General features: G+C 71.3%; 22 protein-coding genes. 11 read left to right on the forward strand and 11 right to left on the reverse strand.

From position 1 onward, the window contains the following. Positions 1-5: 5 nt before the first annotated feature. Together QSK25_RS19515 and QSK25_RS19520 are read right to left on the reverse strand one after the other, a co-directional pair. Positions 6-2,312: a VIT domain-containing protein gene (locus QSK25_RS19515; protein ID WP_285640073.1), complete on the reverse strand. Its 2,307-nt coding sequence runs from the start codon at positions 2,310-2,312 to the stop codon at positions 6-8. After that, positions 2,309-3,076: a MerR family transcriptional regulator gene (locus QSK25_RS19520; RefSeq protein WP_285640075.1), complete on the reverse strand. Its 768-nt coding sequence runs from the start codon at positions 3,074-3,076 to the stop codon at positions 2,309-2,311. The genes QSK25_RS19515 and QSK25_RS19520 overlap by 4 nt, the downstream gene beginning before the upstream one ends. 131 nt (positions 3,077-3,207) lie before the next feature. Between QSK25_RS19520 and QSK25_RS19525 the strand changes: the two genes are divergently transcribed. From QSK25_RS19525 to QSK25_RS19535, 3 genes are all read left to right on the forward strand, one after another. Then, positions 3,208-4,215 carry a hypothetical protein gene (locus tag QSK25_RS19525; RefSeq protein ID WP_285640076.1) on the forward strand — a complete coding sequence of 336 codons (1,008 nt, stop codon included), beginning with the start codon at positions 3,208-3,210 and terminating at the stop codon, positions 4,213-4,215. Beyond that, positions 4,209-4,724 (forward strand): GNAT family N-acetyltransferase, encoded by a 516-nt coding sequence (locus QSK25_RS19530; RefSeq protein ID WP_285640077.1) that lies wholly within the window; start codon positions 4,209-4,211, stop codon positions 4,722-4,724. The genes QSK25_RS19525 and QSK25_RS19530 overlap by 7 nt, the downstream gene beginning before the upstream one ends. Before the next feature lie 82 nt (positions 4,725-4,806). Next, positions 4,807-5,928, forward strand: coding sequence for a BMP family lipoprotein (locus tag QSK25_RS19535; protein ID WP_285640137.1), 1,122 nt, complete (start codon positions 4,807-4,809; stop codon positions 5,926-5,928). Between the two features lie 3 nt (positions 5,929-5,931). Here the strand turns inward: QSK25_RS19535 and QSK25_RS19540 are convergent, their stop codons facing one another. Beyond that, on the reverse strand, positions 5,932-7,104 hold the full coding sequence (locus tag QSK25_RS19540) for an MFS transporter (protein WP_285640078.1): 1,173 nt from the start codon (positions 7,102-7,104) through the stop codon (positions 5,932-5,934). A gap of 191 nt (positions 7,105-7,295) precedes the next feature. Here QSK25_RS19540 and QSK25_RS19545 point away from each other — a divergent pair, with 191 nt between their 5' ends. Genes QSK25_RS19545 through QSK25_RS19555 form a run of 3 tightly spaced genes read left to right on the forward strand, consistent with a single transcriptional unit; the run spans position 7,296 to position 10,492 of the window. Next, complete coding sequence (locus QSK25_RS19545) at positions 7,296-7,688, forward strand: YciI family protein (protein ID WP_285640079.1); 393 nt, start codon at positions 7,296-7,298, stop codon at positions 7,686-7,688. Next, on the forward strand, positions 7,685-8,944 hold the full coding sequence (locus QSK25_RS19550) for an RNA polymerase sigma factor (RefSeq protein ID WP_285640080.1): 1,260 nt from the start codon (positions 7,685-7,687) through the stop codon (positions 8,942-8,944). Before QSK25_RS19545 ends, QSK25_RS19550 begins: the two co-directional genes overlap by 4 nt. A 36-nt stretch (positions 8,945-8,980) precedes the next feature. Next, a complete protein-coding gene (locus tag QSK25_RS19555; protein ID WP_285640082.1) occupies positions 8,981-10,492 on the forward strand; it encodes a methionine--tRNA ligase in 1,512 nt (503 codons plus the stop codon). 3 nt (positions 10,493-10,495) lie between these two features. On the opposite strand, the gene QSK25_RS19560 is transcribed toward QSK25_RS19555, so the two are convergent. Continuing rightward, positions 10,496-11,527: an Lrp/AsnC family transcriptional regulator gene (locus QSK25_RS19560; RefSeq protein ID WP_285640084.1), complete on the reverse strand. Its 1,032-nt coding sequence runs from the start codon at positions 11,525-11,527 to the stop codon at positions 10,496-10,498. Positions 11,528-11,618: 91 nt separating this feature from the next. Between QSK25_RS19560 and QSK25_RS19565 the strand changes: the two genes are divergently transcribed. Next, positions 11,619-12,323 (forward strand): SDR family oxidoreductase, encoded by a 705-nt coding sequence (locus QSK25_RS19565; RefSeq protein WP_285640085.1) that lies wholly within the window; start codon positions 11,619-11,621, stop codon positions 12,321-12,323. A 3-nt stretch (positions 12,324-12,326) separates the two neighbouring features. Here the strand turns inward: QSK25_RS19565 and QSK25_RS19570 are convergent, their stop codons facing one another. Then, a complete protein-coding gene (locus QSK25_RS19570) occupies positions 12,327-13,151 on the reverse strand; it encodes an endo alpha-1,4 polygalactosaminidase (RefSeq protein WP_285640086.1) in 825 nt (274 codons plus the stop codon). A 52-nt stretch (positions 13,152-13,203) separates the two neighbouring features. Next, on the reverse strand, positions 13,204-13,803 hold the full coding sequence (locus QSK25_RS19575; RefSeq protein ID WP_285640087.1) for a TetR/AcrR family transcriptional regulator: 600 nt from the start codon (positions 13,801-13,803) through the stop codon (positions 13,204-13,206). A 95-nt stretch (positions 13,804-13,898) separates the two neighbouring features. On the opposite strand from QSK25_RS19575, the gene QSK25_RS19580 reads away from it, so the two are divergent. Further along, a complete protein-coding gene (locus tag QSK25_RS19580; RefSeq protein WP_352236089.1) occupies positions 13,899-14,792 on the forward strand; it encodes an alpha/beta hydrolase family protein in 894 nt (297 codons plus the stop codon). Here QSK25_RS19580 and QSK25_RS19585 read toward each other — a convergent pair. Next, positions 14,785-16,017, reverse strand: coding sequence for an MFS transporter (locus QSK25_RS19585; RefSeq protein ID WP_285640089.1), 1,233 nt, complete (start codon positions 16,015-16,017; stop codon positions 14,785-14,787). The genes QSK25_RS19580 and QSK25_RS19585 overlap by 8 nt on opposite strands. Before the next feature lie 53 nt (positions 16,018-16,070). On the opposite strand from QSK25_RS19585, the gene QSK25_RS19590 reads away from it, so the two are divergent. Beyond that, positions 16,071-16,796 carry a helix-turn-helix transcriptional regulator gene (locus QSK25_RS19590; protein WP_285640090.1) on the forward strand — a complete coding sequence of 242 codons (726 nt, stop codon included), beginning with the start codon at positions 16,071-16,073 and terminating at the stop codon, positions 16,794-16,796. A gap of 95 nt (positions 16,797-16,891) precedes the next feature. Then, the gene (locus QSK25_RS19595) at positions 16,892-17,962 is read left to right on the forward strand and encodes a sensor histidine kinase (RefSeq protein ID WP_285640092.1); all 1,071 of its coding nucleotides are present in this window, start codon (positions 16,892-16,894) and stop codon (positions 17,960-17,962) included. A gap of 4 nt (positions 17,963-17,966) precedes the next feature. Here QSK25_RS19595 and vanX read toward each other — a convergent pair whose 3' ends face one another. From vanX to QSK25_RS19615, 4 genes are all read right to left on the reverse strand, one after another. Next, the gene (gene vanX, locus QSK25_RS19600) at positions 17,967-18,566 is read right to left on the reverse strand and encodes a D-Ala-D-Ala dipeptidase VanX (RefSeq protein ID WP_285640093.1); all 600 of its coding nucleotides are present in this window, start codon (positions 18,564-18,566) and stop codon (positions 17,967-17,969) included. After that, positions 18,563-19,558, reverse strand: a complete 996-nt coding sequence (locus tag QSK25_RS19605; protein ID WP_285640095.1) for a D-alanine--D-alanine ligase family protein — start codon at positions 19,556-19,558, stop codon at positions 18,563-18,565. Before QSK25_RS19605 ends, vanX begins: the two co-directional genes overlap by 4 nt. Beyond that, the gene (locus QSK25_RS19610; RefSeq protein ID WP_285640096.1) at positions 19,555-20,508 is read right to left on the reverse strand and encodes an NAD(P)-dependent oxidoreductase; all 954 of its coding nucleotides are present in this window, start codon (positions 20,506-20,508) and stop codon (positions 19,555-19,557) included. The genes QSK25_RS19605 and QSK25_RS19610 overlap by 4 nt, the downstream gene beginning before the upstream one ends. 68 nt (positions 20,509-20,576) lie before the next feature. Further along, positions 20,577-21,209 (reverse strand): TetR/AcrR family transcriptional regulator, encoded by a 633-nt coding sequence (locus QSK25_RS19615; RefSeq protein WP_285640097.1) that lies wholly within the window; start codon positions 21,207-21,209, stop codon positions 20,577-20,579. A 134-nt stretch (positions 21,210-21,343) separates the two neighbouring features. Between QSK25_RS19615 and QSK25_RS19620 the strand changes: the two genes are divergently transcribed. Then, entirely contained in the window at positions 21,344-22,147 is an 804-nt protein-coding gene (locus tag QSK25_RS19620) for an SDR family NAD(P)-dependent oxidoreductase (RefSeq protein ID WP_285640098.1), read from the forward strand. Positions 22,148-22,150: the final 3 nt, after the last annotated feature.

Here is a 22,150-nt window from a genome sequence, read left to right on the forward strand (position 1 = left end):
GCCGATCAGCGCCAGAACCTGCGCCGGCGCTCCGGTTCGGCCTTCTCCGCCCCTGCGAACTCGCGCAGCACGCGCACCGCCCGTGTCCACAGCTCGTCGGTGTCGCCACCGGCCGTGATCGCGGCGATCAGGTCGTGCACCGGCTGGAACTCCGCGCCCTTGCGGGACGCGAAGAGCGTGCCGAGGCGGCTGGCCAGATCGGCGAGCAGGTCACGCCGTTCCCACGCGGGCAACGCCACGTCACTCTCCAGCCGCTGCACTTCCCGCGCTACGACGTCACCCAGGTCGTCCTGCGGAGGCGGCGGCGGAATGCTCGCCGGAGCCGCCATCTTCGGCATGGCGGGCCGGGCGGCCGCACGGGCCATCGGCGCGCCACCGGGACTCATCCCGTCCATCATCATCGGAGCCGCCGCGAACGGGGCCGGTGCCGCCGCGAACGGAGCGGGCATGGCGCCGCCGAAGCTGCGCACCGGCATCGGCGTCTCCCAGCCGGCGGGCTGTTCGACCGGCTGGGTCACCCGGTGCACCGTCCCGTCCGACACCACCCGCTCGTCGACCGCGACGAACGCGGTGAAGCGGCACAGCACGCCGTACTTCAACGACGTCGCGATGATCTGCGGTTCCACCGTGCTGTCACCGGTCGCGTACCGGTCCTCCAGGTCGCGCAGCGCCGCACGGGCCCACTGCGACCGGACGGCCTCCGCCGTGTGCTCGGTGACCGCGACCGTCTCGTGCCACTCCGAACCGTCCCGCGTCCTGCCGCGCACGTTGAACTCGGCCGGCTTCCCGGAGTACCGCCCGAACGCCACCAGCGGCACGCCGGGGTAGATCGCCGTGGGCGGCTTCGGCAGGTCGGAACCGGGCTCGACCACGACGTCGGTGACGACCGGCGCGCCGATCCGCCGCTGGATGTGCGTCATCGCCTCGTCGAGCCGGTCCTCGCTCTCGACCAGCTCGCACCGTCCGGCGCCGACCGCGGCGAGCCTGCCGAGGAACCCGGCGTTGACGGCCGTGTCGATGCCGACGGCGTGGATGCGCGTCCGGTTGATCAACGACGAGATGTCGCGCAGCATCTGGTCCTCGTTGCCGACCTGGCCGTCCGTCACGAGCACGAGCACCGGGTCGCGGCCCTGCGCCACGTCGGACAGCAGGGTCAGCCCCTGCCGGAGCGGCTCGAACATCTCCGTGCCGCCGCGCGCGTGCACCTTCGCGAGGTGCTCGACCGCGCGGAACCGGTGCCGATCGGTGGCCGTGACGAGGCCGTCCCCCAGCTCGGCGCGTTCGATCTCGTGGTCGAACGTCAGCACGGCGAACGTGTCGTCGTTCGTGAGCGTGTCGACGATCCGCGCGGCCGCCCTGCGCGCCGCGACCATCTTCCAGCCGCCCATGCTGCCGGACCGGTCGAGCAGCAACACGACGTCACGCGGCCTGGTCCTCGTCCCGGACTCGGGTGGCAGCACCGTCAGCTGGTACGTCCCCTCGTCGCCCTCGGCGTCCGGCACGCACACGACGGCGGAGCTGTTGCCCCGGTAGGTGAGCCTCAGGACGAAGTCGCGGTCGACCTTCTCCCCCGGCCGCACGGACACGGTGCTGCCCTCGGTGACGACGGTGTGCAGGCTGGACCGCACCTCGCCCAGTTCCAGTCCACCCGCGTCGACGTCGACGTCGATGCTGAGCCGCACGGGGTTCGGGAAGCCCGGCAGCAACACGGGAGGCGAGATCCGGGACGCGTCCGGCACCAGATCGGTGTCCTGCGCGTGCCCGTCCCCGACCGACGGCACCGGCAACGGCTGCCCCGGCACGTACCGCGGCGCCACCACCAGCGGGAACCGGAACGTGCCCGCGCCGTCCTCGAACACCAGCGGCCCGGTCATCGTCAGCTCGACGGTGACCCGCTCGCCCGCCGGGATGTTGCCGACGCGCATGGTGAAGACGTCCGGCCGTTCCTCCTCCACGATCGACGCCCGCTTACCGGCCGCGATCGCGTCGTCGTAGGTCTGCCGTGCCTGGGCGCGTTCCTGCAGGTCGGCCACGACCGTGCGGTCTCCGGCGGTCATCTTCATGCCGGTCACGGCGGCGCGGTCGGGCAACGGGAACACGTAGGTCGCCTCGAGCGCGGTGTCGTAGGTGTTCACGAACCCGGTCGTCAGCACCGTGCGGCCGATCAGGCCGGTGATCCGCGTGCGCACGTCGAGGCGTTCGAGCGGCAGGTTGCCGCGGTCGGTGCGCAGCGCGCCGAGACCCGCGTCCTCGGTCGTCCTGCCGATGCGATCGGCTTCCGCTTCCTTCATCGGGGCGACGGAGATGGTCATGGCAGGTCCCTTTCGGTGAGCAGGCCGCGGGCGGCGAGGAGGTCGAGCAGTGGCTGGGCGGCTTCAGCGATGGCGGCGCGGTCGGCTTCGGTCGGGGTCGCGGGCAGGAGCAGGACGGCACCTCCGGGGAGGGGAACGCCGGTCAGGAGGGGCGGGTGGGCGGGGTCGGCAGGAGCGGGCGGGGGTGCTGTGGCGGGCACAGCGGCGGCAGGCGCGGGAGCAGGCAGGTCAGCGGCGGGAGCGGGCGGGGGTGGCGTGGCGGGACCGGACCCGGGAGGTGCGGGGGCGGGGGCGGGCAAGCCTGCAGCGGCGGGAGCGGGCGGGGGTGGTGCGACGGGAGCAGGCGCAGGTGCTGCGGGTGCTGCGGGTGCTGCCCAGAACCGCGGCCTGACCTCCGCCGCCGGTGCCGTGTCGCCTGCGGCGTCTGAACCACCCGCGCCACCCGCGTCGAGCAGGTGCGCCGGCACGCGGGCGATCGCCATCAGCGTCGTCTCGGTGGCGCCCGTCAGTTCCAGCTGGATGTCCGCCAGCGTCCTCCCCTCCGACTGCAGTCGCTTCACCGCCACCAGCTGGAGCAGGTGGCGCTTCTCGTACAGCGCCGTGCGGCCGCGCATCGCCGACGGTCTGTCGACCAGGCCCGTCGTCGCGTACCAGCGGACGGCCCGCCGGTCGGGAACGTCCCGGACGCGGCCGTTGGGCGCGCCCGAGTACTCCGCCGACAGTGCGGCGGAGACGCGGTCCAGCAACTCGTCGAGCGTCCACACCCCTCGATAGTGACACTGTCATCGTGACAGTGTCAACGAGAAAACCTGATGATGTTCACGGCCGGTAGCCGGGTAGGGTCCGGCGGGTCCGCGTGCCCCTGCAAGCCCATCGACGAGGACGGAGAGCACGAGTGACCACGGACGAGGTCGGCACCCTGACCGACCACAGCGCCGCGTTAGGCCCGTTGAAGACTCAGAAGGCCCAGATCCAGTACGCGCTCGAGCACATGCCGCGCGGCTGCACGGTCGATGACGTCCGGCGGTGGCTCAGCCGCCAGGGTCAGAAAGTTCCAACCAGGCCGTACGCGACGCCGATCGTGAACGAGTGGCGTGCGCGCAACGGTGTCACCGACACGGCCGGTCAGGTCGTGCTGACGCCGGAACTGATCGCGCAGCTGGACCAGCAGCCCTCCCCCGAACCCGAACCCGAGCCCGAGCCCGAACCCGCTCCCGCGCCGGAACCCGGACCGGCGAAGCCCGCCGGCGCCAAGGGGTTCTACCTCGTGGCGCTCATGAGCATCGGCGTCAGCGTCGACACCTCGTGGCGGTTCTTCGAGCAGCGGCTCGGCATCACCGACGTCGTGGAACGGGTCCTGCTCTTCTCCGTCATGGAAGCGGCGCTCATCGCGTGCGGCTGGGCGATGCGCGGCGGCGTGCGGCAGAACGGACGACCGGGGCCGGCCAGGCTCGTGGCGTGGGCGCTGACGGCGTTCGCCGCGTTCGCCGCCTTCAGCCTGTCGGGGCCGATCGCCGGTGCGGCACGGGTGTTGCTCGGGCCGGTGCTGGGGCTCGTGATGCTGCACCTCGCGCTCGGCATCGAGATCCGGGCCGCCCGGCGGCGCACGACGACGTGGACGCGCATCGGCCGTGAGGTGCGGGAGCGTTTCCTCTCGCTGCTGGGTCTCGGCGACGACGGCCGCGACGCCCTCGCGCGCACCAGGGACAAGGCCGCGCTGCGGGCCGCGAAGCTCGCGCTGGCCGGCAAGGGCACGCCGTGGCGCAAGGCCCGGCTGCGCAAGGCGTTGCACGCGTCGAACGTGGCGCACGACCCGCGGCAGAAGGACAAGATGCTGCGTGAACTCGGCGTCCTCCAGCACGCCGACAAGCTCGCTCGGACGAACCAGCCCGCGCCGTGGTGACGTTCACCGACGACACGACGCAGGCCGCGGAGATCGCCGCGTTGATCAACCGCGTGTACGCCGACGCCGAGAAGGGCATCTGGCTCGACGGCGCCGAGCGCACCAGCGAACAGGAGGTCGCCGGGCTCGTCGCGGCCGGTGAGATCGCGGTCGTGCGCGAGCAGGGCAGGCTCGTCGGGTCGGTCCGGATCCACGAACTGGAGGACGGCGCGGGCGAGTTCGGCATGCTCGTCGCCGCCCCCGAGGAACGCGGCACCGGCATCGGCCGCCGCCTCGTCGAGTTCGCCGAGAGCTGGGCGCGCGAGCGGCAGCTGGCCGAGATGCAGCTGGAACTGCTCGTCCCGCAGGACTGGCAGCACCCGGTCAAGGAGTTCCTGCGCGCCTGGTACACCCGCCTCGGCTACCGAGTGCGACGCCGCGACGACCTGGCGCAGGCGTACCCGTTCCTGGTGCCGCAGCTCGCCACCCCGTGCGACTTCCTGGTGTTCCGCAAGGATCTCACTGGGTGAACGCTCAACGAGAACGACACAGCCGCGAGGTACCGTCCCGCTCCTGAGCCGAGAGCCAAGAGGGGGACCTGTGCGCCGTCGTATCCGTGGCACCGCCGTTGCCGCGATCGCGCTGACCATGGTGGTGAGCGCGTGTGCCAAGGACAACGGTGGTACGAACGCCACCACGCGAACCGGGAGCGCCTGCGAGTTCGCGACGCCGCCCGCCGCGCCCACCACGTCGCAGGCCGCCGCCACCGACAGCAAGAAGGTCGACGGCAGCGCGTTGAAGATCGGCCTGGCCTACGACATCGGCGGCCGGGGTGACGCGTCGTTCAACGACCTCGCCGCCGCCGGGTTCGACAAGGCGATCGCCGACATGGGCGTGAAGAAGGAGAACACCCGCGAGCTGTCCGCCGCTCCCAACGAGGACGAGACGGCGAAGCAGACCCGTCTGCGCCAGTTGGCGAGCGAGGGCTTCAACCCGATCGTCGGCGTCGGCTTCGCCTACACCGAGTCGCTCAAGGTCGTGGCGCCGGAGTTCCCGAACGTCCAGTTCGGCCTGGTCGACTCCGCCGTGGAGGGCGTCTCGAACGTCACGCCGCTGGTGTTCGCCGAGCAGGAGGGCGCGTTCCTCGCGGGCGTCATCGCCGCCTACCAGAGCAAGAAGTGCCACATCGGCTTCATCGGCGGGGTCGACATCCCGCTGATCCAGAAGTTCGAGGCGGGCTACGTCCAGGGCGCGAAGACCGCGGCGCCGAAGATCGCGTTCGACAAGAAGTACATCACCCCGGCCGGTGACTTCACCGGTTTCCAGGACCCGCCCAAGGGCCAGGAGGCCGCGAAGGGCCTGATCGACAAGGGTGCCGACGTCGTCTACCCGGCGGCGGGCGCGTCCGGCATCGGGGTGTTCGCCGCGGTCAAGCAGGCGGGTGTGCTGGCGATCGGCTGCGACGCCGACCAGTACAACCAGCCCTCGCTCGCCGCGAACCGCGACGTCATCGCGGCGTCCAGCCTCAAGCGCGTGGACGTGGCCGTCTACGACTTCTTCCACGCGGCGGCGGGCAACGACCTCGCGTCGCTGCCGAAGGTGTTCGACCTGAAGTCGAACGGCATGGGCTACGCGACGTCCGGCGGCAAGGTCGACGCGACGTTGCAGGGCATCGTCGAGGGCTACAAGGCGCAGATCATCGAGGGCAAGATCAAGGTCAACGACAAGGTCTGACGCCTACCGCGCCCGCCCGGCCGCCACCGCGACGCCGACCTGGGCCACGCCGAGCACACCGACCAGGACGAGGGACATCGTCCACGTCCCGGTGTGCTCGGCGAAGTACCCGGCCAGCACCGGGCCGAGCGCGGCGAGCAGGTACCCGAGCGACTGGGCCATGCCGGACAACTGCGTGGTCCCGTGCTGTCCCCGGCCGCGCAGGCTGATCAGCGTGAGGGCGACGACCAGCGCCGCACCGGAACCGAGTCCCGCGACCACCGCCCACACGACGCTCCACGCCGGGAACGCCAGCAGCCCGGCCACGCCGATCACCATGGGGACGCTGGCCGTGACCGCGGCCCTGACCAGGTCGTCCCCGCGCCGCATCAGCCGGGGGATGACGAGGCCCGACCCGACGCCGACCAGCTGGTAGACGAACAGGTGCAGCCCGGCCCGCTCGGCCGGCACGCCTGCGGAGATCTCGATGGTGGGCAGCCACGTGACCATGACGTAGAACGTCGTGGACTGCAGCCCCATGAACGCCGTGACCAGCCATGCGTTCGGCTGCTTCCACACGCTCACCGCCGCGTGCCCCGTGACGGCGGCCTCGGCCGGACCGCGCCGCCACGCGCGCACCACCCAGATCCCGGCGACGACGAGCGCGGGCACCGCCCAGAACGCCAGCGCACCGCGCCAGCCCGCGGCGTGCGAGAGCGGGACGGCGACGGCGGACGCGATCGAGGCCCCGACGGTGATGCAGGCCGAGTACACACCGGTGGCCAGCGACACGTGCTCGCGGTAGTCGCGCTTGACGATCGTCGGCACCAGCACGTTGCCCACCGCGATCGCACAGCCCGCGACCGCCGTTCCCACCCACAGCCCGACGTCACCGGCGACCGCGCGCGACGCCGCACCGATCGCCAGCACGAGGAGCGCCACCAGCAGCGTGCGCTCGGCCCCGAACCGCCGCGCGGGGTGCTGCACCAGCGGCGAGACCACCGCGAACGCCAGCAGCGGCAACGCTCCCAGCAACCCCTGCGCCCCTTCGGAGAGCCCCGTCTCTCCCCCGATCTGCGGCAGCAGCGGCCCGAGGGACGTCAGCGCGGGCCGGAGGTTGAGCGCGACCAGGAACACCAGCGCGACCAGCACCGCCGCCGGCACACCCGCCCGCACGGCCGACGTGCGCGCGTTCATCGAGCACCCTCCGCAGAACGTGACAACGCCTCATGACGCCGATCAGCCGATTCTCATTCGAACAGCGGCCACGGTCTACATGACACGAACAACAACCCGCGGATGTAGACGTGGCGCGACCCGCTCCGACGTCCCGGGCGAGGATGGGTCACGCGGACGCATCCACGACGTCGTTCGAGAAGGAGCCGAGGGTGAAGTACGTGATCATGATCCACTCGAATCCGCAGCCGTGGGGGCACCCGACCTCCGACTACCTGCCGGACTACCAGGACATGCCGCGAGAGCAACGGGAGCGGCTGAACTCGGAGTTCGAGAAGATGCTCGGCGAGCTGCACGAGCGGGGCGAACTCCTCACCGGCGAGGCGCTGGGGGCGCCGGAGTCGTCGCGGCTGTACCGGTGGGACGACGGCAAGCCGCTGGCCACCGACGGCCCGTACTCCGAGGCGAAGGAGCACCTCGCGGGGTTCTTCCTGATCGACGTGGACAGCCACGCCCGTGCCGAGGAGATCGCGGCGTGCTTCGCCGGTCCGGGCGAGACCGTCGAGCTGCGGCCCACGATGTGGCCCGGCGGTGGCGAGCAGTGACCTCACGGGTGGTCGAGGACGTGTGGCGGCGCGAGTCGCCGCACGTCCTCGCCGCTCTGCTGCGCAGGCACGGCGACCTGGGCGACTGCGAGGACGCGGCGCAGGAGGCGGCCGAGGCGGCGGCGCGGCAGTGGGACCGCGACGGCGTTCCCGGCAACCCGCGTGGCTGGCTGATCCGGGTGGCCTCGCGGCGGTTGATCGACAAGGTGCGCTCGGACGGCGCCAGAGCGGTCCGGGAGGACGCGGTGGCCGCGCGGGAGCCCACCCCGCTCGCGCCGGCGGCCGACCAGGAGCCCCACGACGGGGACGACACCCTGCGGCTGTTGCTGCTGTGCTGCCACCCCAGCCTGAGTCGGTCCTCGCAGGTCGCACTGACCCTGCACGCCGTCGCGGGCCTGAGCACCGCGCAGATCGCCGCCGGGTACCTGGTTCCCGAGCGCACCATGACCCAGCGCCTGACCAGGGCGCGGGCCACGTTGCGCGCGGCCGGTGCGGAGTTCGGGCTCCCCACCGACGCCGCACTGCCGGCCCGCGTCGCCGCGGTGCTCGACGTCTGCCACCTCCTGTTCACCGAGGGGCACACCCGCTCCAGCGGTGACGCGCTCGTGGACTCGACGCTCGCCGCCGAGGCCATCCGCCTCACCCGCCTGCTGCACGCGGTGATCCCCGACCACGACGAGGTCGCGGGTGCCCTGGCGCTGATGCTGCTCACCCACGCCCGCACCCCCGCGCGCACCGACGGCGGCCGCCTCGTGCCGCTCGCCGAGCAGGACCGCTCACGGTGGGACCGCGACCAGATCGCGGAAGGGGTGCGCCTGCTCGAACGCGTGCTCCCCCGCGGCCACGTCGGGAGGTTCCAGCTCCAGGCCGCGGTCGCCGCCGTGCACGCCGAGGCCACGACGTGGGAAGGCACCGACTGGCGCCAGATCTGCCTGCTCTACGCCATGCTCGCGCGGGTCGCGCCCGGCCCGGTCGTGACGCTCAACCAGGCGGTCGCGGTCGGCATGGCGATCGGCCCCGAGGACGGCCTGGCACTCCTCCAGCCGCTGCTCGACGACCCGGCGATGCGGCGGCACCACCGCACCCACGCCGTGCGCGCCCACCTGCTGGAGATGGCGGGCGACCTCGCCGCCGCCCTCGACGGCTACCGCCGGGCCGCCGCGCTCGCGACCGGCCTGCCCGAACAGCGCTACCTCAACTCGCGGATCAGCCGCCTGGCCGAAAAATGCCGGGCTGACGCGGTGAACGATCGATAACCTGGCGGCCCACCTCCTTCCTCCCGGAGAGGCACGATGGCCCGCCGCTACCTCACGACCGCCATTCCGTACGTCAACTCCAAGCCGCACCTGGGTTTCGCGCTGGAGCTGGTGCAGACGGACGTCATGGCGCGGCACTGGCGGCACCGGGGTCACGAGGTCCGCTTCCTCACGGGCACCGACGACAACTCGCTGAAGAACGCCATCGCCGCCGCGGCGGAAGGCGTGCCGACCCAGGACTTGGTGGACCGCAACGCCGCCGCGTTCGAAGGCCTGCGCGAGCCGTTGCAGATCAGTTTCGACGACTTCATCCGCACCAGCGGCGAGCCCCGGCACCAGGCGGGTGTCGAGCGCCTGTGGCGGGCCGCCGAGGCGAAGGGCGACCTGTACCGCAAGGACTTCCAGGGCCTGTACTGCGTCGGCTGCGAGCAGTTCTGCACCGAGGCCGAACTCGTCGACGGCACCTGTCCCGAACACTTCACGCCGCCGGTCCCGGTGAGCGAGGAGAACTGGTTCTTCGCGCTGTCGCGGTACGAGGACGACCTGCGCGAGCTGATCGAGTCGGGCAGGCTGCGGATCGAGCCGGAGAGCCGCCGCAACGAGGTCCTGGGCTTCATCGGGACCGGTCTGCAGGACTTCTCGATCTCGCGGTCGACCGAACGCGCGCGCGGCTGGGGCATCGAGGTCCCGGGTGATCCCGGCCAGGTCGTCTACGTGTGGTGGGACGCGCTGGGCAACTACGTCACCGCGCTCGACTACGGGACGGACGGGGAGAACTACCGCCATTGGTGGGTGGAGTCCGACGAACGCACCCACGTCATCGGCAAGGGCATCATCCGGTTCCACGCCGTGTACTGGCCGGCGATGCTGCTCAGCGCGGGCGAACCACTGCCGACGACGATCTTCGTGCACGACTACCTGACCGTCGGCGGCCGCAAACTGGGCAAGAGCCTCGGCAACTCCATCGACCCGGTCGCGATCGTGGACCGGTTCGGCGCCGACGCCTTGCGCTGGTGGCTGGTGCGCGACGTGCCCAGGGTCGGCGACGCCGACTACACGACCGGCAGGCTCGTCGGGCGCTACCACGAGGACCTGGCGAACGGCCTCGGCAACCTGGTCAACCGCACCGTCAGCATGGTGCACAAGTACCGCGGCGGCACCGTTGCGCCGTTGCCCGCGCTGCCGGAGATCCCGCTGACCGCCGCCATCGCCGCGGCCCCGGCCGCGGTGGACGCCGCGCTGGCCCGGTTCGACTTCCGCACGGCCGCGGCCGCGATCTGGAAGATCGTCGAGGACGCCAACCGGTACGTCGTCGAGGTCGAGCCGTGGACCCTCGCGAAGGCGGAGAAGGCGGGCGACGCGGAGGCCGGGCACCGCCTCAGCGACGTGCTGGCGCTGCTGGTCCACGCCTGCAGGGTGGTCGCCGCCGAGCTGACGCCGTTCCTGCCGGTCGCGGCGGTGCGCATCGCCGCACAACTGGGCGATGGCGGGAACGAACTCGATCCGCCGCGACCGTTGTTCCCGCGTCTGGAGGTCGACGAGGGCTGACCGTCAGCCCGGAGTCGTCAGGCGATCGCCGTCCACCCGCGTGCCCGCCTGCTTGAGCTGCCGCAGCACCGGACTCACCTCCATGGTCTCCACCCCCGGCAGGCCGCCGAGCCGGCCGGTGGTGAACTCGAAGAGGGTGTCGAGGTCGCGGCACTGCACGACGGCGTGCAGGTTGTGCGGCCCGGTGACGGCGGCGGCGAACCCCACCTCGGGCATCTCCGCCGTGGCCCGCCCGACCTCCTTGATCCGGCTGGGGTGCACCCGCAGCCACAGGTTCGCCCGCGTGCGGTACCCCAGCGCCTCCGGGGCGATCTCCACGTCGACGTGCACGACCCCGCTGGACACCAGGGCGTGCACCCGCCGGGTCGCGCGGCCGGGGGTCAGGCCGGACGCGGCGGCCAGGTCCACGAAACTGGCCCTGCCGTCCGCCGCGAGGGCGGCGAGCAGCTTCTCGTCCTCGAGGCCCAGCTGCTGCGGTTCCCGCACGACGGGGCGTTCCGCGAACGGGCTGCCGGCGGATCCCAGCGCGGCTTCCTGTTCGGGCGTCAGGGCTCCGGTGAGCGCGGCCCAGTAGTGCGCGCGGCCGCCGACGAACTGGTGCAGGATCGCCGAGGCCTGCAGGTCGAGCACGGCCGCTGCCCGCGGCAGCCGGTGGCCGAGCAGGTCGTCGCGCTGTTGCTGGGAACGCGAGCGCACCGCGAACGTGACCTCGGCACCGGCGGCGCTCAGCGCCACCCAGCTCACGTCTTCCCGCTGGGCCAGCGATTCGGCCATCGCCGTGGCGCTGCCCGGCCGGCAGCGCAGGCGCACCATCCACCTGCTCTGCCCCAGCGCTCCGGGGTCGACCACGCCGATCACCCTGATCGTCCCGGCCCGCACCATCCGCCGGTAGCGACGCGCGACGGTGAGCTCGGACAGGCCCAGCACGGCCCCGGCCGTCGCGAAGCCGATCCTCGGATCGATCTGCAAAGCGCGAAGGATTCGCACGTCGTCCGGTTCCAGGATGGTGGAATCAGCGATTGGCGGCCCGTTCATGGTGGCGATCTTACGAAGGGGCGGGGTTGAAGGCAGTGACGAACACGTCCGCGGAGCACCCTGGAGCGCACCCGAACGAAGGAGCCCGATCTTGTCTCTCGCACCCACCTCTCCCACGATCCTGATCGTCGCCGCCGGACGCGGCCTGGGGCACGCCATCGCGGAGCAGTTCCACCTCAGGGGGTGGCACGTCATCGGCACGGTCCGGCCGGGCAGCGGACGGACCCGGCTGCACGAGCTCGCCGAGAACGGCGGCGTCGAGGTCGAGACGCTGGACATCGGTGACCCCGGCCAGATCGCCGCCCTCCGCCGCCGCCTCGACGGCCGCGAGTTGGACGCCGTGTTCGTCAACGCGGGGATCTCGACGGAGGACCAGAACGTCACCGTCAGCGAGGTCACGGACGACGAGTTCACCGAGGTCATGCTCACCAACGCGCTGAACCCCATGCGCGTGCTCGAGTCCCTGCAGGACCTCGTCACCCCGACCGGCCTGCTCGGCGTCATGTCGTCCGGCCAGGGCAGCATCACGAACAACGAACGCGGGCAGCGCGAGATCTACCGCAGCAGCAAGGCGGCCCTCAACCAGCTCATGCGCAGCTACGCGGCCCGCCAGCCGGAACCGAAGCGCACGCTGCTGCTGATGGCACCCGGCTGGATCCGCACCGATCTCGGCGGGCCGGACGCCCCGCTCGCCATCGAGGACAGCATCCCGCTGCTCGTGAACGTCGTGCTGGAGCAGCTCGGCACCCCGGGCCTGCGCTTCCTCGACTACCGCAACCAGGTCGTGCCCTGGTGACCGTCAGCAGTGCTGGAAGACGTGGTCCGGGTGGTCGGGCCCGACCAGCTTCCGATCGCGCAACGTCGTCGTCCTCGGCCTCGCCGGGTCCGCACACACGTCGGCGAACGTGCCGCGCAGGTTGTCGGTGTACTCGACGTCCATCACATGCTCGCCGTACACGTCCGTGTAGGACGAGCACTCCTTGAAGGCGTGGCACTCCTCGGTGACGGCGAAGTCGAAGCCGACCTCGTCGTGCGCGCGCCTGCTGACCTCCGCCGAGTTCTTCTGCCCGATCGGCAGGCCGCGCTCGTGGGCCCGCGCGCTGAGCAGCGCCGCGTACGCGAGGTTGTGCTCGACCGTCAGCCGGTCGCCCGACCGCGAGTAAGAGTCGAGGTTGTCGATCTCCACGGCCCCGAACCCCCGCTCGGCGCACCGCGTGATCGACTCGCCGGTGATCCGCGCCAGTTCGTCCCGGTTGGACGGTGACGAGGTGTCCACCAGGAACTCGTCCGGCCACTCCGGATCGATCACCGGCTCGCCGCCGGCGTCCTTGAGGACCAGGTGCCGGCGCTGGTCCAGCCACAGCTCGCGGTCCTGCGGCTGGGTCTGGAAACCGTTGACGTAGCAGACGTTGTACGCGCCGGGAGCGGGTGACGCCGTGCTGTCGCGCGCCACCAGCGTGACGCCGGCGGGCGGCGGGTACGCGGTGCCCAGCTGGTAGTCGAGCACGGCGGGCGACGGCGGCAGCTCCACCCCCGCCCGCGGCACGGTGGACGCCGGAGGCGAGGTGTCCTGCCCTTCCGCGCATCCGGCGAGCAGCGCGACCAGCGTGATGACAGTCCACAAAGGACGAACGGGCGTGCGCACCACCTCATTCGACCACACCGCGGCGGTCGCTTCAGCGGCTGTACCGGCACCCGTCGAGGAGCAGCCCGATGGTGATCCTCGGGTCGTAGCCGGCGTCGACCCGCTCGGCCCCCGCGCACACGTCACCGATCGCGCGCAGCAGCTGCAAAGCGGGCACGTCCACCGTGATCTGCCCCGCTTCGCGGGCTGCGGCGAGGATCTCGTCGAGCACCGGCAGCAACCGGTCGAGGAAGAGCCCGTGCAGGGCGCCGAACCCCTCGGGGTCGTTGCGCGTCGCGGCGGCCAGCCCGTGCTTGGTCACCAGGAAGTCCACGAAGAGGTCCACCCACCGCCGCAGCGCCTCGAACGGCGACTCCTCCGACGCGAGCAGCGCGGGCCCGGCCTCGGCGCACGCGTCGACCTGGTGCCGGTAGACGGCCACGACCAGGTCCGCGCGCGTCGGGAAGTGCCGGTAGATCGTTCCCATGCCGACGCCCGCCTCGGCGGCGATGCGGCGCACCGGCGCGTCCACACCGTCGGTCACGAACACCGCGGCAGCCGCGTCGAGCAGCGCCTTCTCGTTGCGCCGCGCGTCCGCCCGCTTCGCGGTCGACTCCCCCGCACCCACCTGGGCACCCCTCTCCACCAGCACGGTTGACAATCGGAACAGCGCTCCATATATTCGGAACGTCGCTCCGATTAGGAGCCTACCAGCCCCACTCCTCGCCCGTTCAGGAGCAATTCGCCATGCCCGGAACCATCAGCGTCAAGCCCGTCGTCCTGCCCGCACCCGGTCGCGGTGACGACCTCCAGGTGCGCGTGTCCGCCCCCGTCACGGGGTCCGACCTCCCGATCGTCGTGCTGGCACACGGTTTCGGCGGTTCGATGACCTACTACGACCCGCTGGTGGACTTCTGGACCGCCAACGGCGTCGTGGTCGTCCAGCCGACGTTCCTCGACTCCCGGACCCTCGGCGTCACGCCGGAGGATCCCCGGTACGCGGACATCTGGCGGTTCCGCGTCCAGGACGTCCAGCGCGTCCTCGACGACCTGGACGTGCTGCTCGCCGCCGTGCCGGGCCTGTCCGGCCGCGCGTCGCTCGACCGCATCGCCGTCGCGGGTCACTCGTGGGGCGCGCAGACCGTCGGCATGCTGCTCGGCGCACGGGTCCTCGACGCGGACGGGCGGCCCGGCCCCGACCTGACCGACCCACGCGTGAAGGCCGGAGTGCTCCTCGCGGCGACCGGGTTCGGCGGCGACGACCTGACGCCGTTCGCCCAGGAGCACTTCGGCTCCTTCATGTCACCGGACTTCGCGCAGCTCGCCACGCCGTTCCTGGCCGTCGCCGGTGACGCCGACCAGTCGCTGCTCGGCAAGCGCGGACCGGACTGGTTCACCGACGTGTTCCGCCACGGCCCCGGCGCGCGGGCCCTGCTCACGCTGTTCGGCGGCGAACACTCCCTCGGCGGGATCCACGGCCACAACGCCGCGGACACCACCGACGAGAACCCCGGCCGCGTCGCGGTGATCCGCCGCGTCGCCCTGGCGTTCCTGCTCGACGCGCTCGGCGTGGACGACCTCGCGTGGAAGCAGGTGCGGACCGAGGACCTCTCCCCCGAGGGCAGGCTCGACCTCAGGTGAGTTCCCGCACGTGCTCGCGGGTGTCGTAACGCCAGAACGACCGCGCGCTCACCGCCGCGACCAGCACGACCACGACGCAGAGCACGGCCGCGCCGGACCACGCCAGGGTGAACGTGGTGGCCGCCGCCATGAAACCGGCCCGCAGGTCACCCAGGCGCGGTCCCCCGTTCACGACCACGGTGAACACCCCCTGCAGACGTCCGCGCAGGCGGTCCGGCACGAACGTCTGCAGGATCGCCTGCCGGTAGACCGCGCTGACGAAGTCCGCCGCGCCCGCGACGACCAGCAGCAGCACCACGGCCCACAGGGTGTGCAGGAACCCCGCGACGGCGATGGCGGCCGACCAGACCACGACGGCGAGCGTGAGCGCGACGCCCTGCCGCCGCACGCCCCCGATCCACCCGCTGAGCAGTCCGGCGAGGATCGACCCGGCCGCGATCGCCGAGTACAGCGGGCCGACTCCCCCGTCGAACCTCGTGGCGGCGGCCTGCGGGAACAGCGCCTCCGGCGTCGCCAGCACCATCGCGGCGATGTCGAGGGCGAACGACATCATCAGCACCGGGTTGCCACCCAAGTACCTCAGACCCTCCACTATGGACTTCAACCCCGGCCTGCCGAGCCCGTCGGCCACGCCGAACGACGGCAGCCGGACCGTGGCGTACAGCGAGGCCGTGAACAGCACGGCGTCTGCGGCGTAGGCGAGCCCGAACCCTCCCGGCAGTCCGATCAGGACACCGGCCACGAGCGGTCCCAGCACCTGCCCGAGCGTGGACGCCGTGTAGCTCAGCGCGGTGGCGGCCGGCACGAGGTCGGCCGGCACCAGCAACGGCAGGATCGCGCCCCGCCCGGACGCCGACACCGCGAAACTCCCCGACTGCACGGCCACCAGCCCGAGGACCAGTACCGGCGACCGCACCTCCGCGAGGGTCTGCGCGAGCAGTGCGAGCGTCACGACCCACGACACCGAGGACGACACCAGGACCAGCTTCCGGCGGTCGACCGCGTCCGCGATCGCCCCTCCGTAGAGGCCGAAGACGACGACCGGCAGCAGCCCCACCACACCGCTGAGCCCGACGACGAGGGACGACCGCGTCAGGTCGTAGATCTGCACCGGCACCGTGACGGCCGTGATCATCATGCCGACGACCGCGGTGCCCTGCCCCAGGAACACCCGCCGGTAGGCGGGGATCGCGAGCGGCCGGGTGTCGGCGAAGAACCTTCTCATGCGTCCACGGTGATCCACTCGCCGCCGGAAAACTTCCGATAAACTGCCCGCTCGTGTCGCAATACCGCCACGAGGTCGAGGCAGGCACCGTCATCGAGCCGCACCGGCACGACGGCGACCACCAGCTGCTCTACGTCAGCAACGGGATCTTCGCGACGAAGACCGAGCACGGCACGTGGGTCGCGAGCGCCCAGCGCGCGATCTGGACGCCGGCCGAGACCTGGCACGAACACCGCGTCTACGGCCGCACCCTGGTGCACCTGCTGCGTTTCCCCGCGCCCGAGGAACTGTTCCCCGGCGACCGCCCGACCGTGATCGCCGTGTCGCCGCTCCTGCGTGAACTGCTGATGGCCTGCACCGAGGACGGTCTGCCCGAGGACGAGGCGCACCGGCTGCGCGCGGTGATCCGCGACCGCGTCCGGCACGCGGACCTGGCACCGCTGTCCCTCCCCGCGGCCAGGGATCCCCGTCTCGCCGACGCCTGCCGCCTGGTCACCAGCGACCTCGGCACCCCGCGCACGATCACATGGCTGGCGGCCAGGACGGGCACCAGCGACCGGCACCTGGCGCGCCTGTTCCGCGCCGAGTTCGGCACCACCTATCCCCAGTGGCGCACCAACGTCCGGGTGTTCCAGGCCATGGTCGAACTCAGCGACGGCGCCACCGTCACCGAGACCGCGCACCGGTGCGGCTGGGCCACCACGAGCGCCTTCGTGGACACGTTCGCCCGCACGATGGGCCAGACGCCCGGCGCCTACCGGGCCGCGGCACTGCCCTGAGACCTCAGTCCGGCACGGCGATGGCGAACGCGTCGGATCGTCGCCTTCGAATCCGGATACGCGGACGACATGGCCGCTGTCCTAGGGTCGGGGCGGTGGACAGGGCACCGGGGTTGAGCGTCCGCCTCAAACTCACCATCAGCTACGCCGGCTTCCTCCTGATCGCGGGCACCCTGCTGATGGCGGCCGTGCTCACCTACTACACCTACTTCCTGCCCAACGGCTGGATCGTCACCCCCACCGGCGACTTCCTCATCGACCGGACCCGCCTGGCCACGTCGTTCGCGCCGTTCGTCGCCGGGGTGCTGTGCTTCCTGCTGGTGTTCGGGCTGCTGGGCGGCTGGTTCCTGGCCGGGCGGATGCTCGCGCCGCTGCACCGGATCACGCACGCCACGCGCGTCGCGGCCGGTGGGGCGTTGTCGCACCGGATCGCCTTGCCCGGCCGGTCGGACGAGTTCCACGAGCTGGCGGACGCGTTCGACGCCATGCTGGCTCGGCTGGAGACGCACGTGGCCGCGCAGCAGCGGTTCGCGGCCAACGCGTCGCACGAGTTGCGCACGCCGTTGGCCGTCACGCGCACGCTGCTGGACGTCGCGCGCAGCAGCCGGGACCCGGACGAGCTGGTGGAGCGGTTGCACTTCGTGAACGCCCGCGCGATCGACCTCACCGAGGCGTTGCTGGTGCTGAGCCGGGCCGACCAACGGTCGTTCGCGCGGGAGCGGGTCGATCTGTCGCTGATCGCCGAGGAGGCGACGGAGACGCTGGTCCCGTTGGCGGAGAAGCACGGCGTCGCGGTCGAGACGGGCGGGGAGCGGGCGTTCGCGACCGGGTCGCCCGCGTTGTTGTTGCAGGTCACCACGAACCTGCTGCACAACGCGATCGTCCACAACGTGCTGGACGGGACGGTGCGGGTCACGACCGCGGCGGGGCCCGCGTTCGCCGCGCTGACCGTCGAGAACACCGGGCCGCGGCTCACGCACCAGCTGGTGGAGACGTTGACCGAGCCGTTCCAGCGCGGCACCACGCGGGTGCGCGGGGACCAGGCCGGGGTGGGGCTCGGGCTGGCGATCGTCAAGAGCATCACGCAGGCGCACGACGGCACGCTCACGCTGACTCCCCTGGCCGAGGGCGGACTGCGGGTCACGGTGCGGTTGCCCGCACCGTGACCGTTCAGGCGATCGGGAAGTCGAAGTAGGTGTCCGGGTAGGGCTCCTCGACCAGGGTGTAGTGCCACCACTCGTTGTCGTAGCGCCGGAACCCGCAGGCCTCCATGATCGAACACAGGTGCTGCCGGTTCCCGGCCTCCGCGACGGGGGCGCCGTGGTGCGAGATCGGGTCCATCAGGTCGTGGGCGCCGCCCATCGCGACGAGGGCTCCGGTGTCGAGGTGGTAGAGGGTCAGGTCGGTGGTGCTGCCGCGGCTGTGGCCGGATCTCGTTGCGACGTAACCCTGTTCGAACATCTCGGCCCGGCTGATGTTCGGGTGGAACCGGGCCTTGGTCGCCGGGTCGTCGGGCTCCTCGGCCCAGCGCAGGAAGCGGTCCACGGCGCGTTGCGGGCGGTAGCAGTCCCACAGCAGCAGGCCGAAGCCGAGCGATTCCGCCTTCTGCTGGGCCAGGTCCAGGGCCGCGCACAACTCGGTCGTGCCCACGACCCGGTTGACGAGGTAGCCGTCGACGGGTGTGCCGGTGAAGTTGTCCCAGGTGGCGTACTTGGCGTCCCAGCGCACGCCCGGCACGACCTCGTCCACGAACGCGAAGCCGGGGTTCACCGCTGCTTTCCCGTCAGCGCCAGCGACACCAGCCGGTCGATCACGTCACCGAGCGGCAGGCCCGCCGCCGCCATCATCCGCGGGTACCGGCTGTAGGAGGTGAGGCCGGGCATCGTGTTGACCTCGTTCAGCACGACCTCCCCCGCCGGCGTCAGGAACAGGTCGACCCGCGCGAGACCCGAGCAGCCCAGCGCGCGGTAGACGACCTGGGCCGTCTCCCGCACCAGGGCGCGCGACCGGGCGGAGATGTCGGCGGGGACGACGAACGTCGAGTTCTCCGACCCGGTCTCCGGCGCGTCCTCCTGGTGGATGCGGAAGAACCCGTGCGTCAGGGCCACGCGGTCGAGTTCGCCGAGGACGAGGTCGTCGCCGGTGCCGAGGATCGCGCAGCCGATCTCCTGGCCCTCCACCGCCTCCTCGATGACGACCTTCGCGTCGTACTGCCGGGCGACGTCCAGCGCGACGGCGAGTTCGTCCTCGGTGGACACCTTGGTGACGCCGAACGACGAGCCCGACCGCGCGGGCTTCACGAACACCGGCCAGGCGGGCTCGGGCGCCTCGGTCCAGAACCTGGGCGTCGCGACCCCCGCGCTCCGCGCGACGACGTAGGTGAGCGTCTTGTCCATGCACAGCGCGGAACTCTGCACGTCGCACCCGACGTACGGGATGCCCGCGAGTTCCAGCAGCCCCTGCACCGAGCCGTCCTCCCCCTGCCTGCCGTGCAGCACGGGGAACACGACGTCGAGGCCGATCACCTCGAACACCCCGTCGCCCAGCACGACCAGCCCGGCGGAGCACAACACCACCGGACGCCCGTCGGCGGCGTCCGGGCCGTCGCACAGCAGCCAGTCACCGCCACGGGTGATCTTGATCCAGAACGGCTCGTACCGCGCCGGGTCGAGGCCGCGCGCCACCTCCCCCGCGGACTTCACCGAGACGGGGTGCTCCTCGAACGCCCCGCCGAAGAGCACGCCGATCCTGACCCTGCTCATGCCGTTCCCCCGAAGTCCAGACACGTGACGAGTGTGTTCTCCACGGTGTCGCTCAGCGCGTGGTCCGTGTAATAGGCGGTGTGCGGGGTGATGACCACGTTCGGCATTCCCCGCAGCCGCACCAGTGTTTCCAGGTCGATTTCCCGGGCGCGGCAGTCGGTGTAGAAGATCCCTTCCTCGCCTTCCAGCACGTCCAGCGCCGCGCCACCCAGATGCCCGCTTTCCAACGCCTCGACCAACGCTTTCGTGTCGATCAGCGGACCACGTCCGGTGTTGATGACGAACGCACCGGGTTTCATCGACGCGATCCGGTGGCGGTCGAGCAGGTGATGGGTTCCGGTGTTCAACGGCGTGTGCAACGTGACGACGTCACTCACCCGCAGGAGTTCGTCCAGCGGCAGGTAGTCCGCCGAATTGCGCGGCCTGCTGTCGTGCGCCACCACGCACCCGCCGAACCCGCGCAGCCGGTCCGTCACCGCCACGCCGATCCGCCCGGTGCCGATCACCCCGACGGTCAGGTCGCGCAGCTCGCGGCCCCGCGCGCCGAGCCGGTAGTCGTGCAGGTCAGCTCGCCGGAGCACGGACCGGACGTCGCGCAGCAGCACGAGCACGAGCATCACCGTGAAGTCGGCGACGCTGTCCGGCGAATAGGCGATGCCGCCGACCTCGATGCCCAGGCTCGCGGCGAAATCGACGTCGATGTGGTCGACCCCGATGCTTCGCGTCGACACATGACGAACTCCGGCACGACTCAACGCCGAAAGCACGGACCGGGTCACCCGCGTTTTGTGCCCGACGCTGATGCAGCGATCACCTAACGCCAGCGCGGCGTTCTCCGCGGAAACCGGTTCCTCGACGAACGTCGGTATCACGCCGCACCGAGGTGCCATTTCCCGGAACAGGTCGGCCTCGTCGGGCTCACACCCGTAAATCGTGATGCCTGTTGCCATGCGACTCAGTCAAGAGCGCACGGCGTTGCCACCCCGTATGCGGTTCTCGATATGCCGGCGATACGCCGCTAAACCTTCACCAGCAGGTCCATCGTCACCGGCAGCTCCGCCCGCAACGACTCCACCACGCCGGCGTTGCCGGACAGCTGGTGCAGCAACGCGCGCTGGAACAGCCCGTCGAGCGTCACGTAGATGAGCGCGGACGACGCCGCGGGCGTGCCGCCGAGCAGTTCGGCGTAGCGGTGGACCACCCGCCACACCATGGCCTCGCGGTGGCTGTCGATCTCCAGCACGTCCGCGCGGAACGACTCGTCGAACAGGCTCTGGTTGCGCAGGTCGTACCAGAGGCGGTGCAGCGTCGCGTCCTGGTCGAGGGTGTCGAAGAACATCGCCACGAACTCGTCCCGCAGTTGCCGAGCGGTGGTGGACGTCGCCACGACCTCGTCGTAGCGCGTCACGCAGACGACCTCGTACTGGCGGACCGCCTCGGTGATCAGGTCGCGCTTGTCCGCGAAGTAGTAGTGCAGGACGCCGTGCGAGAACTCGGAGTTCTGCGCGATCTCCCGCAGGCTGGTGCGCGCGTAGCCCAGCTCGGCCAGCGTGTGCAGGGTGGCCACGGCGAGCTCCGTCCGCCGGGCGTCGAACTTGTCGACCTGCCGGCGGGCGATGCGGTCCTGCTTGCGCGAAGCGACTTCTGTCACGCCTCGGAGCCTACCGCTCACTGCTACAAACCTTGACCAGTCGTCCAAAAAATCTTGGACAGTCGTCAAGGAAAATCTTGACGACTGTCCAGGAATAACTAGTGTGTGAGCCATCTCACCGAGGAGGCGACTCAATGACGAGTTATCAGCTGAACGGACGGAAAGCGCTGGTCACGGGCGGTGCGCGAGGGCTCGGCGCGGGCATGGCCCAGGCTCTGGCGCAGGCCGGCGCGGCGGTCCTGATCGGCGACGTCCTGGAGGAGGAGGGCAAGCAGACGGCCCAAGCGCTCCGGGACCAAGGCGCCGTAGCGGAGTTCGTCCCCTTGGACGTCACCGACGACGAAAGCTGGGCCTCCGCGGTGAGCACGGCCGTCGACACCATCGGCGGGCTCGACGTCCTGGTCAACAACGCGGGCATCGAGATCACCAGCCTGATCACCGAGCTCGACCCGGCCGACGTCCGCAAGATGCTCGACGTCAACGTGCTCGGCACCGCGCTCGGCATGAAGCACGGCCTGCGCGCCATGCGCCCCGGCGGGGCGGCGGGCAACGGCGGGTCGATCATCAGCATCGCCTCGGTCGCGGCCACCATCGCGTTCCCCGGCATCAGCGTCTACTCGGCGACGAAGTCCGCGATCGACCGGCTCACCAGGGTCGCCGCCATGGAGTCCGGCAAGCTCGGCTACGGCGTGCGGGTCAACTGCATCTACCCCGGCCTCACCCCGACCGCGATGGGCAACCAGCTCGCGGTCGACTGCGCCGAACTCGGCCTCTTCCCGTCGGTCGAGGAAGCGGTGGGCGCGGTCGTGGGACTGACGCCGCTCGGCCGCCTCGGGCAGGTCGACGACATGGCGGACGCCGTGGTGTTCCTCGCGTCCGACGCCTCGAAGTTCATCACCGGCGCGGGTCTGCCGGTCGACGGCGGAATGGGGATGTGACGC

This window comes from Lentzea sp. NBRC 102530 (genome assembly GCF_030269365.1).
In the GTDB taxonomy this organism is placed as follows: domain Bacteria; phylum Actinomycetota; class Actinomycetes; order Mycobacteriales; family Pseudonocardiaceae; genus Lentzea.

What these genes read in the sequence shown, in the direction of transcription:
- QSK25_RS19515 (WP_285640073.1), bottom strand. Translation starts at nt 2,312, where the DNA reads ATGACCATCTCCGTCGCCCCGATGAAGGAAGCGGAAGCCGATCGCATC.
- QSK25_RS19540 (WP_285640078.1), bottom strand. Translation starts at nt 7,104, where the DNA reads ATGAACGCGCGCACGTCGGCCGTGCGGGCGGGTGTGCCGGCGGCGGTG.
- QSK25_RS19555 (WP_285640082.1), top strand. Translation starts at nt 8,981, where the DNA reads ATGGCCCGCCGCTACCTCACGACCGCCATTCCGTACGTCAACTCCAAG.
- QSK25_RS19560 (WP_285640084.1), bottom strand. Translation starts at nt 11,527, where the DNA reads ATGAACGGGCCGCCAATCGCTGATTCCACCATCCTGGAACCGGACGAC.
- QSK25_RS19580 (WP_352236089.1), top strand. Translation starts at nt 13,899, where the DNA reads ATGCCCGGAACCATCAGCGTCAAGCCCGTCGTCCTGCCCGCACCCGGT.
- QSK25_RS19585 (WP_285640089.1), bottom strand. Translation starts at nt 16,017, where the DNA reads ATGAGAAGGTTCTTCGCCGACACCCGGCCGCTCGCGATCCCCGCCTAC.
- QSK25_RS19605 (WP_285640095.1), bottom strand. Translation starts at nt 19,558, where the DNA reads ATGAGCAGGGTCAGGATCGGCGTGCTCTTCGGCGGGGCGTTCGAGGAG.
- QSK25_RS19610 (WP_285640096.1), bottom strand. Translation starts at nt 20,508, where the DNA reads ATGGCAACAGGCATCACGATTTACGGGTGTGAGCCCGACGAGGCCGAC.
- QSK25_RS19620 (WP_285640098.1), top strand. Translation starts at nt 21,344, where the DNA reads ATGACGAGTTATCAGCTGAACGGACGGAAAGCGCTGGTCACGGGCGGT.